At 70.5% G+C, this 12,838-nt stretch carries 8 protein-coding genes; 3 read left to right on the top strand and 5 right to left on the bottom strand.

Annotation, left to right across the window (positions count from 1 at the left end):
- Positions 1-52: 52 nt before the first annotated feature.
- The 3 genes from ACGFY9_RS44100 to ACGFY9_RS44090 all read right to left on the bottom strand — a co-directional run bounded on the left by ACGFY9_RS44100 (position 53) and on the right by ACGFY9_RS44090 (position 4,263).
- Positions 53-1,726, bottom strand: coding sequence for a glycosyltransferase (locus tag ACGFY9_RS44100; protein WP_393764029.1), 1,674 nt, complete (start codon positions 1,724-1,726; stop codon positions 53-55).
- Between the two features lie 122 nt (positions 1,727-1,848).
- Positions 1,849-2,850, bottom strand: coding sequence for a LacI family DNA-binding transcriptional regulator (locus ACGFY9_RS44095; protein WP_393764027.1), 1,002 nt, complete (start codon positions 2,848-2,850; stop codon positions 1,849-1,851).
- 69 nt (positions 2,851-2,919) lie between these two features.
- On the bottom strand, positions 2,920-4,263 hold the full coding sequence (locus ACGFY9_RS44090; RefSeq protein WP_393764025.1) for a GH1 family beta-glucosidase: 1,344 nt from the start codon (positions 4,261-4,263) through the stop codon (positions 2,920-2,922).
- A 353-nt stretch (positions 4,264-4,616) separates the two neighbouring features.
- Between ACGFY9_RS44090 and ACGFY9_RS44085 the strand changes: the two genes are divergently transcribed.
- Both ACGFY9_RS44085 and ACGFY9_RS44080 read left to right on the top strand, forming a co-directional pair.
- The gene (locus ACGFY9_RS44085) at positions 4,617-6,878 is read left to right on the top strand and encodes a glycoside hydrolase family 9 protein (protein WP_393764023.1); all 2,262 of its coding nucleotides are present in this window, start codon (positions 4,617-4,619) and stop codon (positions 6,876-6,878) included.
- Positions 6,879-6,994: 116 nt separating this feature from the next.
- On the top strand, positions 6,995-7,984 hold the full coding sequence (locus tag ACGFY9_RS44080; RefSeq protein ID WP_393764021.1) for a glycoside hydrolase family 6 protein: 990 nt from the start codon (positions 6,995-6,997) through the stop codon (positions 7,982-7,984).
- A gap of 54 nt (positions 7,985-8,038) precedes the next feature.
- On the opposite strand, the gene ACGFY9_RS44075 is transcribed toward ACGFY9_RS44080, so the two are convergent.
- Positions 8,039-10,000: a DUF2264 domain-containing protein gene (locus tag ACGFY9_RS44075; protein ID WP_393764019.1), complete on the bottom strand. Its 1,962-nt coding sequence runs from the start codon at positions 9,998-10,000 to the stop codon at positions 8,039-8,041.
- A complete protein-coding gene (locus tag ACGFY9_RS44070) occupies positions 9,997-11,034 on the bottom strand; it encodes a LacI family DNA-binding transcriptional regulator (RefSeq protein WP_393764018.1) in 1,038 nt (345 codons plus the stop codon). The genes ACGFY9_RS44075 and ACGFY9_RS44070 overlap by 4 nt, the downstream gene beginning before the upstream one ends.
- A 312-nt stretch (positions 11,035-11,346) precedes the next feature.
- On the opposite strand from ACGFY9_RS44070, the gene ACGFY9_RS44065 reads away from it, so the two are divergent.
- A complete protein-coding gene (locus ACGFY9_RS44065) occupies positions 11,347-12,837 on the top strand; it encodes an ABC transporter substrate-binding protein (RefSeq protein WP_393764017.1) in 1,491 nt (496 codons plus the stop codon).
- Position 12,838: the final 1 nt, after the last annotated feature.

Here is a 12,838-nt window from a genome sequence, read left to right as displayed (position 1 = left end):
CCCTGATCGTTCCCGGGGACCGGCCGCGGATCCGAGGTCGGCCCCGCCCCCGCTACCCCAGCATCCAGCCCTCCGCCCGTCGTGCCGTGGCGCGGATGTTCTTGCGTGCGCCGGGTGGCAGGCGGCGCAGCACCTCGCGGACGCCGTGGCGGAGGCGGTGGTCGGCGGTGGTGCGGAGCAGGACGCGGCGGGTGGTGCCGATCCGGCCGGGTTCGCCGACGGTGAGCCGGAGTTGGCCGCCCGGGCCTGCCCACGTGGGGGAGACGAGGCGCGGCGGTGAGCCGACGGCGACGGTGCCGAGGAGGATGCGGGTGCTGCCCGGGGTGGCTGCCAGCCGGGGGCGGCGACCGACGCCCAACAGCTGTGCGCTGGCCCAGACTTGGTAGGCGCCGGCGTTCATGGGCGCGTCACCGGCGAGGGTCAGCGGGTCGATGACCGTCTCGCCGGAGACGACGACCCGGTGGCGGTCTCCGCCGAGCGGTTCCAGGGTCGGCGTCAACTCCCCGTCGGGGTACCACCAGTGGTTGCCGGCGGTGTCGTGCACGATGAGTTCCCCGTACGCGTGCGAGAAGGGGTCGGGGATCTCCCAGTTCTCCGCGCCCCTTATGCCGTCGAGGAGTTGGGGGTCGAGCAGCATCCGGCCGCCGCGCTCCACGACGGTCAGCGGCTCGCCGTCGCCCCGGACCATGCCGACGCGGGTCCGGATCACCAGCTTGTCGTTCCGCCAGCGCAGGTCGTCCACCTCGACGTGCGCCCTGATCTGCTCGGTGCGGCGGGCGAGTTCGACCAGGGAGTCCAGCCGGCCCTGCACGAGCAGCTCCGCCCGCAGCCGGCTGATCGCCGGGAGCCCTTCGCTCACCCCCGGCGGATAACTCGTCATCGCCATCCGGCGGACGGTGGTGAAGTACTCCTCCAAGTCCTTGCCGGTGCGCCGCAGAACGCGCGGTTCGCTCACCGGCCGTAGCAGCTCGACACGGTACGAACGGCGCAGCAGCCGGTCCTGGAGGTCGCCCGGCGGTGTGCCCTCCTTGATCGCCTCCACGACCTTGTCCAGGTGGCCGTAGTAGTCGTCGGCGGTGATCCGGCGACTGCTGTTGTTGCCGCCGTCCTCACGCCGATTCCATTGGTAGCAGGGGTAGTTGCCGAGTATCGACACCGTCTTGGCCCGTACGTAGGTGCGCGCCATGAACAGCTGGTCCTCCAGCCTGACCCGTCCCTCCGGGAAGCGGATCCCGTGGTCGCGCAGGAAGTCCCGGCGGAACATCTTGTGCGGTGTCAGACTCTCGAAGAGCGGGGCGTCGGCGGCGGTGCACCGCTCGACCGTCCGCTTGAACACATTGCTGGGCCCCTGCATCGTCCCGTGCACCTTGCCCAGCACGATGTCCGACCCGTTGCGCTCCGCCAGCGCGTACAGCCGCTCCAGCGCCTCGTACGACAACTCGTCGTCCTGGTCGACGAATTGGACGTACTTCCCCTTGGCCCGGTCCACCCCCACGTTCCGCGGCTTGCCCGGCCAGCCGGAGTTCTCCTGCCGGTACACCCGGACATGCGCATGGGCTTCGGCCAGCCGTCCGAGGCGTTCGGCCGAGTCGTCCGTCGAGCCGTCGTCGACGTACACGACCTCGTAGGCATCGGCCCCCATGCTCTGGTTGACCAGCGACGGCGCACAACGGTCGATGTAGGAACCGGCGTTGTAGACGGGTACGACAACGCTTACCTTGATCAAAACATCCCCCCCGGGACAAGTGTTGTTGCCCTACGAGACACTTGTTGTTGGGGATAAGTTGTACGGCCGTTGGTGTGCGCCTTACCGAATGTGCGAAGGGCCGGACGGGCACGGCCGCCGCGTCACGCGGATTCCCTGATCACCAGCTCCGTCGGCAGGATGAGGGGCGTCGGCTCCTCGCCGGCCAGTACGCGCACCAGCATCCGGGTCATCTCGCTGCCGAGGGCCACGATGGGCTGGCGGATCGTCGTCAGGGCGGGCTGGGTGTGCCGGGCGGTGAGGATGTCGTTGAAGCCGACGACCGCGACGTCCCCGGGGACGGACCGGCCGCGCTCGCGCAGGACGTGCAGGGCGCCCGCCGCCATGGCGTCCGAGGCGACGAACACCGCGTCCAGGTCCGGGTGTTCGTCGAGGAGACGGGCGGTCGCCGTGGCCCCGCCCAGCTCGCTGAAGTCGGCGTGCGCCACGCGGTGGTCCGCCAGACCGGCCAGGGCGACCGCCTCGCGGAAGCCCAGGTAGCGGGCGACACCCGCGTGCATGTCGAGCGGGCCGGTGACGGTGCCGATGGCACGGCGGCCCGTCGAGATCAGGTACTCCACGGCCTCGCGGGCCCCGCCCCGGTTGTCGGCGTCCACGTACCAGCGCGGGGGCCGTTCGAGGGAGCGGCCTCCGTGGACGACGGGGACGTTCCCCGCCTCGGCGACCTTCGCCAGCGGATCGTTCTCGCGCAGGGCCAGCAGCATGACGCCGTCCGCACCCCGGGACTGAAGGATGCGGGTGAGCCGCGCCCGGCCCCGCTCGCCCGCGGCCAGGATCAGCAGGAGTTCGAGGTCGGTCTCCTCCACGACCGCGTTCACACCGGTGATGACCTCGGCGAAGAAGAGGTTGGCGAACAGCGCGGGGTCGTCGCTGGAGATCGCCAGCACCACCGCGCCGCGGCGCTGCGAGGCGAGCGAACGGGCCGCCACGTTCGGCACATAGCCCAGCTCCGCCACGGCGCTCTCCACCGCCTGCCGCGCCTTCTGGCTGACGTGACGGCGGTTGTTGATCACACGCGAGACGGTGCCGACGGACACCCCGGCGCGCAGCGCCACCTCGTCGAGCGTCGGCGGCCGTGTGGTCATGTGGGGCGGCTCCCGTTCGTACGGAGTGCGGAAGAGGGGGCAGTAGCAGCACTGTAAGCGCTGACGGCGTCACAGGCCGCCGCGCCGGATGACCTCGGCGTACCAGCGGGCGCTGTCCTTCGGCGTACGGCGCTGGGTCGCGTAGTCGACGTGCACGATGCCGAAGCGGGGCCCGTAGCCGAAGGACCACTCGAAGTTGTCGAGGAACGACCAGACGAAGTAGCCCTTGAGGGGAACGCCGCGGTCGATCGCCTGTGTGCAGGCGCGGAGATGGCCGTCCAGGTAGGCGATCCGGTCCGCGTCGTGCACACCGTCGTCCTCCACGATGTCGTCGAAGGCGGCACCGTTCTCCGTGATGTACAGAGGTACGGCCGGATAGTCGGCCTTGAGGCGCAGGAGGAGGTCCAGGAGTCCCCGCTCGTCGATCTCCCAGCCCATCGCGGTCCGGGGCCGGCCGCCGTCGGCGACACGGGCCGACGGCGAGCCCACGTAGGCGGATTGGACCGGTGCAGCGCTGCCCGCGACCAGCATCGGCGCGTAGTAGTTGATGCCCAGGTGGTCCAGGGGCGCACCGATCCGCTTCAGGTCGCCGTCGCGGATGTGGCCGGTGCCGGTCACCTCACGGAGGTCGTCGAGCACGTCGTCGGGGTACGCGCCGCGCAGCAGCGGGTCGAGGAAGAGCCGGTTCTGCATGCCGTCGACACGGCGGGCCGCGTCCAGGTCGGCGGGCTCGGTGCTGAGCGGGGTGACATGGGTGAGGTTGAGCGTGATGCCGATGTGCGCGTCGCCGTCGCGCATCGCCTCCGTCGCCAACCCGTGGGCGAGCAGCAGGTGGTGGGCGGCGCGTACGGCTGCGTCCGGTTCGCGTCGGCCGGGGGCGTGGCGACCCGTGGCATAGCCGAGGAAGGCCGAGCACCACGGCTCGTTGAGCGTGGTCCAGTGGGTGACGCGGTCGCCCAGCGCCTCGTGCGCGAGGGCCGCGTACTCGGCGAACCGCTCGGCCGTGTCCCGCACCGGCCAGCCGCCGGCGTCCTCCAGCGGCTGGGGCAGGTCCCAGTGGTAGAGGGTGGGCCAGGGCTGGATGCCATGGTCGAGGAGGGTGTCCGTGAGACGGCGGTAGAAGTCCAGGCCGCGCTGGTTCACCGGGCCGGAGCCGGTGGGCTGGATCCGGGGCCACGCGAGCGAGAACCGGTAGGCGCGCAGGCCGAGTTGGGCCATCAGCGCGATGTCCCCGGGGAAGCGGTGGTAGTGGTCGGCCGCGACGGCTCCGGTGTCACCGCCCCGGACGGCGCCCGGGGTGGCCGCGAAGGTGTCCCAGATGGAGGGACCCCGGCCGTCCTCCGCGACCGCGCCCTCGATCTGATAGCCCGATGTGGCGGCGCCCCACAGGAAGCCGGGCTCGAACGTGCTCACTGACTCGACCTCACTGACTTGAACCTCCGTCTACGGGACATTCCGAGAGCGATGACAATCAGAGCACCCTCGTCCGCGATGTGAATGCCGCTGCTGACCTGGGATGGAACTGGGTTGACGCCACAGCCCGGCCGGTTCCTGTGCGATGCCTCCGTAAGAAACTGGAAGCGCTAACAGTCGCAGACTAAGAGCGGAACGTTCTGTCTGTGAAGGGTCCGGACGCGGAAAGACTGTGGAAGTGGCTGGGGAAGGGACTGCTGTGTGTGAAGTCTTGACAGCCTCGCCGCCCCCACCCACCATCTGGCACTGACGCCGCACCGAGCCGGGAACCCTGTCACCGAGAAGGGCCCGGTATGTTCCGCAGAACCGCATTCCGCAGGACCAGATGGGGCGCGGTCCTCCTCGCGCCCGCCCTGACCGTCGCCACCCTGGCGGCGACCCCCATGCTTCCCGTGACGTCCGCGCAGGCCGCCGACGCGCCCTACGAACGCGTGCTCAACGGCACGTTCGACAACGGCAGGACCTCGTGGTGGAGCAGCGGCAACACGCCGTCCACCGTCAACTCGGGCCGCCTGTGCGCCGATGTCCCCGGCGGGACAGTCAACGTGTGGGACTCGATGATCGGCCAGAACGACATTCCGCTGGAGGCCGGCCAGCCCTATACGCTGCGCTTCACGGCCTCAGCCACCCGCGACGTGTCGATCCACGCCGTACTGCAGCTGCCCGCCGCCCCGTTCACGACCACCCTCAACAAGACCGCGGCCGTCACCACCACACCGAAGACCTTCCAGTTCACCGGCACCTCCACCGCCGCCGACCTGCACGCCCAGCTCTCCTTCCAACAGGGCGGCGCAGCCCAGCCGTTCACCCTCTGCCTCGGCGACGTCTCCCTCACCGGCGGCGCGACACCTCCGGGCGGCGGACGCGACTTCGGCTCCCCGGTGCGGACGAACCAGTACGGCTACGCGGTCCACGGCCCCAAGAGGGCGTCGATCGTCAACGCCTCGACGAAGCCGGTGAGTTGGCGCCTGCTCGACGCCTCGGGCGCGGTCGTGACGTCAGGACGCACCCGTGTCCAGGGCACGGACGCCGCCTCCGGCGACCATGTGCACATCGCCGACTTCAGCTCGGTGCGCAAGGCCGGTACGGGCTACACGCTCGTGGTCGGCGACGCGACGAGCCATCCGTTCGCCATCGTGGAGAACCCCTACACCGCCCTGCGCGAGGACGCGTTGGGCTACTTCTACGACGTCCGCAGCGGCACGCCCATCGAGGCGCAGTACGCGGGCGACTCCTACGCCCGGCCCGCAGGGCATGTCGGCGTGGCCCCCAACAAGGGAGACACCAACGTCCCGTGCCTGCCCGGCACTTGTGACTACTCCCTTGACGTCCAGGGCGGTTGGTACGACGCGGGCGACCAGGGCAAGTACGTCGTCAACGGGGCCCTCGCGGACTGGCAGTTGATGGACTCCTACGAACGCTCCCGCGCCCAGGGCGACTTGACCGGCCTGCGCGACGGGCTGCTGAGCATCCCCGAGAACCACAACGGCGTCCCGGACGTCCTCGACGAGTCCCGCTGGGAGACGGAGTTCCTGCTGAGCATGCAGGTGCCCGCGGGTGAACCGCTGGCCGGCATGGTCCACCACAAGGTCCACGACCTGGCCTGGACCGCCCTGCCCACCCGGCCCGACCAGGACTCCCAACCCCGTTACCTGCACGCGCCGTCCACGGCCGCGACCCTCAACCTGGCCGCCGCGGGCGCCCAGTGCGCCCGGGTGTGGGCCCGCTACGACGCCGCCTTCGCGCACACGTGCCTGACCGCTGCCGAGACCGCCTGGAAGGCCGCGCTCGCGCACCCCGACCTGTACGCCCCGAGCGGCGACAGCGTCGGCGGCGGAGCGTACGCCGACACGGACGTGACCGACGAATTCTCCTGGGCCGCAACGGAGTTGTACGCCACCACGCACGACCGCGCCTACCTGTCCCGCATCGACACGGAGATCACCCCGGCCGGGTTCTCCTGGCGGGACACCGGCGCCCTGGCCGACCTCACCGTCGTCCGGCTGCCGAGCCGCTTCCCCGCCCGCATGGTGGCCGCCGCCCGCAAACGGGTCCTCGCCGTCGCCGACGGCTTCGTACGCGACGAGCGGTCACAGGGCTACCCGAACCCCAACCTCCCCACCGACGGCGCCTACGTCTGGGGCTCCAACAGCGTCACCGCGAACAACGCCATGGTCATCGCGACCGCCTACGACCTCACCCACCGGGACAGCTACCGCAGTGCCGTCCTGGAGTCGCTGGACTACCTCCTCGGCCGCAACGCCCTGAACCAGTCCTTCGTCACCGGCTACGGCACCCAGTTCAGCCACAACCAGCACAACCGCATCTGGGCCCACCAGATCAACGCCAACTTGCCCAGCCCGCCTGCCGGTTCGCTGGCCGGCGGCCCCGACTCGGCCCTCCAGGACCCGGTCGCGCAACAGAACCTGGTCGGTTGCGCCCCCGCCACCTGCTACATCGACGACATCTACTCGTACTCGACCAACGAGGTCGCCATCAACTGGAACTCCGCGCTCGCCTGGGTGGCGACCTTCGCAGCCGACTCCGCGCGCTGAGCACCGCTGATCGAACGGTATGCACCGCCGTGGCTCCGCCCGCGCCTGGACGAGCGCGGGCGGGAGCCGAGCCGAGGGGCCCACGGCAGCCCCGCCCCGAGAGATAGGGACGCATCATGCGCTGGAAAGCCCTGCTCACATCCGACTCGCTGAAGACCGCCTCGTTCCGAACCGCCCTGATCTGTCTGCTCGTTGCGCCGCTGTCGCTCGGGGCGACCGGTTCGGCGGCAGCGGCCGGCCCGGTCTCCTTGACGAGCGGCTTCTACTCCAACCCCGACTCCGGCCCTGCTGTCTGGGTCCGCGACAACCCCTCCGACTCCCGCGCCGCACGCATCCAGTCGGCGATCGCGTCCCAGCCGATCGCCCGCTGGTTCGCCAACGAGAGCACGGGCATCGGACCGGCCGTGTCCGGCTACGTCGGCACCGCCGACAGCCACGACAAACTGCCGGTCCTGGTCGCGTACAACATCCCGGGCCGGGACGCGTGCGGCGGCGAGTCGTCGGGCGGCGCGGGCAGCGTGGCCGCCTACCGCACCTGGATCTCCACCTTCGCGGCGGCGGTCGGCACCCACCCCGCCGTCGTCGTCATCGAGCCGGACGCCCTGTCGGACTTCAGCTGCCTGACCAGCGCACAGATCAGCGACCGCCTCGCGATGCTCTCCTACGCCACCCAGATGTTCCAGCAGAAGGCACCCAACACCTGGGCCTACCTCGACGCCGGACACACCAACTGGGTCGACCCGGCGACCATGGCGAGCCGCCTGAGGTCAGCGGGGGTGGCCAACATCCGAGGCTTCTCCCTGAACGTCTCGAACTTCTACACCACCCCGTCCTCGGAGACCTACGGCAACTCGATCAACTCGGCGCTCGGCGGCACCTCCCACTTCGCCGTCGACACCAGCCGCAACGGCAACGGCTCCAACGGCGAATGGTGCAACCCCGCCGGACGCGAACTCGGCGTCACTCCACGGGTGGGCGGCGCCGAGGACCTCCTGCTGTGGGTCAAGACACCGGGCAACTCCGACGGGCAGTGCGGCATCGCGCCGACCGTGCCCGCCGGGCAGTTCAGTCCCGATCTCGCCGTCAGGCTCATCGGCGGCACGTGATCGCGGTGTGGGGCGTGGGCCCCTGACAGCCCGCGTCCCACGCCGTTCCGCTCATCAACTCGGCTGCTCCAAGCGGACGTTGTCCACGGTTCCGTCGGGCCAGGTGACGGAGGCGAGGGCGGTGCCGTCACCGTCGTAACAGACCTCCAGACGTACGGCTTCGGCGGCACCCGGCCCCTCGACCGCCCCGGAGAGACAGACCAACGCGGCGTAGACTGTGCCCAGTTGGACCTCCGCGGTGGTGGCGAGCCAGGGTGTCGCCGAATGCGGCCCGAAGGCATTGGCGTCCCGCGCGGTGGCGATGCCCGCCTCGTCGAAGCCGCGCAGCCCGACCACGGTGCTGGACAGGCCGGTCGGGCGGCGCGCCCATGCGGCCGGCTGGGGCTCCAGGTGCATGTACGGCGGCTCGGCCGCGGCCAGGCAGTAGCCGCCGAGGCGCAGCCGCAGCGGTTCCTGGACCGGGCCGTCGACGCGCGCGAGCCGTATCTCCAGCGGGCCGTTCAGCACGGACGCCGTCGTGATCCACGGCCCTGTACGGAAGTCGGACGCGGGATCGTGGGCGTACGGGGCGGGCACCGGGCCGACCGGCCAGTGCGCGCGATGGCGGGAGACCGCCGTACGCACACCCAGGTGCAGGCGGGTCAGCGGGCGGCGATGCGAGGGCCGCCCCCCGGCGTTGAGCAGCGCGATGTGCGAGTCGATCGGGTCGTCCAGGCTCGACTCCGCGCTGTCGGGGGCGGCATGGGAGGCGTAGGCGAGGCGGCTGTAGAGCGGGTCGTCCGCCTCGGGGGTGGTGCCGTCGCCGAAGGCGTGGTCGCTGCCGTGGTTGACGACGCGTACGACGCCGTCCGCCGCCGTGCCGGAGACGAGCCATCCCGGGGCGGTCAACGTCCGCCGCACGTCCCGGGTCTCGATCGGCAGGGCCTCTTCCTTCTCCGTCCACACCGGGTGTTCCGCCGACAGCACCAGTCCGGCGAAGCCCTTGCTCGACCAGTACGGCGAGCCGGGGCCGGAGTACGGCTGCCGGATGGCCGTGAACTCCCCGTGCCAGCCCAGCGGTTGAAGCCCGCGCCCGTCGAAGCAGCCCGATTCGGTGAAGTGCCGTAGGACTCCGCTCGCCAGGCGGCGGGTACGGCCCGCCGGCAGGGGAGCGGAGTCGAAGACGGCGCCGGCCCACAGCGGGCAGAGCATCGCGTAGCGGTACGTCAGGGAGCGGCCCTGGTACAGCGGGGCGCCGTCGGCCGCCACGAGGTGCTGGGCGTCGTCCAAGTAGCGGCGCAGCCGGGCCCGGTAGCGGGGGAGCAGGGCGGGGTCCGCGTCGGCGCCGGAGATGCGGCAGTACCAGAGCGGGTAATAGTGCATCGCCCAGCCCGAGTAGTAGTCGAAGTGGCGCAACGGGCCGCCGGTGCCGCCTCCGTCGGAGTACCAGCCCTCGCCCGCGTACCAGGACTCCGTGCGCGCGATCGCGTGGTCGATGTCGGGCGCGCTCCACGGGGCGCCGACCGAGCGCAGGAACGCCGACGTGATCGCCCTGAACCAGACCCAGTTGTTGTCGGGGACCTCGCTGCCGAGCAGGTCCGTCATCCAGGCGACGATCCGTTGCCGTACGCCGTCGTCGAGCCGGTCCCAGATCCAGCGCCGGGTCTCGTGCAGCGCGATCGCCACCGACGCGCACTCCACCTTCGCCTGCCCGCACTCGCGCATGCTCGGCCAGTGTTCGGGCGAGTGCGGGTCCGTGCCGGCGGTCAGGCCCTCGGCGTACCAACTGGCGTGGTTGTACGGGTCGTTGTCGCCGGATTGGGCCAGGCGGAAGCCCGCGAGGAGGAAGGTGCGGGCGAAGCCTTCGAGGCCGTCGCTGTGCCGGCCGTTGCGGCTGGCGGGGCCGGGGAGATGGAGCAGGGCGTGCCCATCGGTGGCGTACGGGCGGACGGCGGTCAGCTGGACGTCGGCCAGCGCCTCCCAGTGGGAACGCGTCCAGCCGGTGTGCGGAGAGAGGAGCCGGTCCTCCGGTATCAACTGTCCACCTTTCCAACGGGGTTGAGGCGGGCCGGGGGCGCCACCGACTGGCGTACGACGACATGCGAGCCGAGCACCACGCGGCGGCTCGGCGGGTCCATGGGGCGGCGGTGCAGGGCCAACCGGGTCGCGGAGCGGCCGAGTTCCTGCTGCGGGACGTGCACGGTGGTCAGCCGGGGGTAGAGGTCCTCGGCGAGCGGGATGTCGTCGAAGCCGACCACGGAGAGGTCGTCCGGGACCGAACGGCCCAGGTCGCGGGCGGCGGCGATGGCACCGGCCGCGCTCATGTCGCTCGCGCAGAAGATCGCGGTGGCGTCGGTGTCGGTGAGGAGACGGCAGGCGGCCTCGTAGCCGGACTCCCGCGTCATGTCGCTCTCGGCGACGAGCGCCGGGTCCGGCTTGACGCCGTGTGCGCGCAGGGCTCGTTCGTACCCTTCGAGGCGCTCGCCCGCCACGCTGAACTCGTGCGGGCCCGCCAGATGGGCCACCCGGGTGTGACCTGCGGACAGCAGATGGCTGGTGGCGGCGAAGGCACCGCTCTCCATGTCGCACTCCACCACGTCCACCGGCGCCTTCGCGCCGCCCTTCCACGGCCGGGCGCAGAGCACCAGACGGGAGCCCGCCCGCTCCAACCCCTCGGCGGCGGCGGTGAGTTGGGCGAGATGCTCCTCGGTCTCGGCCATGCCGCCGACCAGGATGACCGCCTCCGCGCCGCGCTGGCGCATCAGGTCGATCACCGACAGCTCGCGCTCCGGGACGCCCTGAGTGGAACAGACGAGGCAGACCCGGCCGTCGGCGACGGCCTGTTCCTCCACCCCGGAGGCGACGTTCATGAAGAACGGCGAGGTGATGTCGTTGACCACCATCGCGATCAGCCCCGAAGTCGTGTTCAGGGAGCGGGCGTTGGCGTTGACCACGTAGTCGAGGTCCTGCACGGCCTGCATGACCCGCTCGTGCGTCGCCGGGGGAGCGGTGTACGCCCCGCTGAGAATCCGCGACACCGTGGCGACGGACACGCCCGCGCGCGATGCCACGTCACGGATCGTCGCGCGACCTGCGGAACCCCGACCTTGAGCCATGCTCTGCTTCTCCTCGCCCCGGTGAACAGCCGATGTAAGTAACACCGATGAAAAAGTTACACAACTGGCGAGGGTTTCTCTACGGCCCAGGTGCAGGTGGCTGTTGGAAATTCTCCGGGATTGCCGAACCCCTTGACGACCGCGAGACCTCCCCTTAACGTCCGGTTACTGTAAACGGTTCAGTGAACGTTACATGCCGCTCGGCAGCCTCTGTGCATCTCCATGCATCCCACCGCATCCCTCTTCTCCGCCTCGGAGGAACATCAGATGACTTCGTCGAACGTCTCCAGACGCGGCCTCCTGCGCACCGCCGCACTCGGCGCCGGCACCCTCGCCCTGGGCGGCGGTCTGAGCGCGTGCGGCTCCGGCTCCCCCTCGTCGGCGGCGGACGCGCTCACCTACTGGGACTGGTACGTCACCCAAGCCCCTTGGGTGGACAAGGAGATCGAGCTCTTCGAGAAGAGCCACAGCGGCGTCAGCGTCAAGAAGACCACCCAACAGAACGCCAAGTACCCGGACTTGGTCGCGCTCGCCAACCGCAGCGGCAACCCGCCGGACGTCTTCATGATCCCGCAGGTCCCCAGCGTCGCCGAGCAGGTCGCCAAGGGCTGGCTGCACCCGCTCGACGAGTGGGCGACCCCGGCGTGGCAGTCACGCTTCCCCGAGGGCACCTTCCTGGAAGGCGCCAACGTCTTCGACGGCAAGGTGTATTCGGCCCCGCTCAAGGGCTCCGGCCCGCAACTCCAGCTCTACATCCACCACGGCGTCTTCAGGTCCGTCGGCCTGACGAACCCCGACGGCAGCGTCAAGATCCCCCGCACCTGGGACCAAGTCACCAGCGCCGCCCAGACGATCACCAAGAAGAGCGGCGGCAAGTCGTACGGCTTCGGCTTCGGCAACGCCGACGGCATCGGCGTCCTCGCCTGGTGGCTGGACCTGTTCGTCCGCGGCGCTGGCGCACCGGGCGGCGCCCCCACCGTGCCCGGCGCCGGCATGGACTACCGCGTCGGCAAGTGGACGTTCGGCACGGACCGTTCGTACGCCGACTTCCTGGAGCTGTTCGTGGAATGGAAGAAGCGCGGCTTCTTCCACCCCAACTCCGTGAGCCTGTCCGACGAAGCGGCCCGCGCGTTCTTCGAGCGCGGCAAGTTCGGCATGACCGTCGGCGGCGTGTGGAACCAACCCGAGTGGACCCAGCACAAGTTCACCGACTACAGCCTGGTCACCCTGCCCTCGCCGACCGCGACCCCGAAGGGTTTCTACTACGCCGACCCGGTCGGCAACGGCACCTTCGCCGCGGTCTCCGCCAAGAGCAAGAAGGCGCACGAGGGGTTCCAGTGGCTCGACGCGCTGACGTCCCCCGCCGCCGGGCGCCGCTGGGTCGAGGACCTCAACGGCGTCTCCGCCCACCCCGCCGACAACGACCCGGACGGCATCGACTCCAAGCCCTTCGCCGCGTTCATCGGCATGACCGAGCAGGTACTGCGCGGCCCGGTGCCCCTCGTGCGCAACCCGGAGCTGGCCGGCGTCGCCCCGAGCGTGCCCAAGCCGGACATCAGCGATGTGGTGACCGGCGTCTACACCGGTCAAATCAAGGACGTACAGGGCGCGTTGAGCAGCCTGGCCGACAAGAAGTACCAGCTCCAGTCCGAGGCGGTCGCCGCGGTGGCCAAGCAGGGCAAGAAGGTCAGCACGTCCGACTACGTCTTCGCGGACTGGGACCCGACCAAGCCGTACACCACGAAGAAGAAGGCGTGAG

The sequence above is a fragment of the Streptomyces sp. NPDC048504 genome (assembly GCF_043200035.1).
GTDB lineage: Bacteria > Actinomycetota > Actinomycetes > Streptomycetales > Streptomycetaceae > Streptomyces.
Note: the sequence above shows the minus strand (reverse complement) of the source record. Positions and strands in the feature narration are given on the sequence as shown.

Excerpts from the sequence above, each read along its gene's own strand:
- ACGFY9_RS44095 (WP_393764027.1), bottom strand. The coding sequence starts at position 2,850 with ATGACCACACGGCCGCCGACGCTCGACGAGGTGGCGCTGCGCGCCGGG.
- ACGFY9_RS44085 (WP_393764023.1), top strand. The coding sequence starts at position 4,617 with ATGTTCCGCAGAACCGCATTCCGCAGGACCAGATGGGGCGCGGTCCTC.
- ACGFY9_RS44080 (WP_393764021.1), top strand. The coding sequence starts at position 6,995 with ATGCGCTGGAAAGCCCTGCTCACATCCGACTCGCTGAAGACCGCCTCG.
- ACGFY9_RS44065 (WP_393764017.1), top strand. The coding sequence starts at position 11,347 with ATGACTTCGTCGAACGTCTCCAGACGCGGCCTCCTGCGCACCGCCGCA.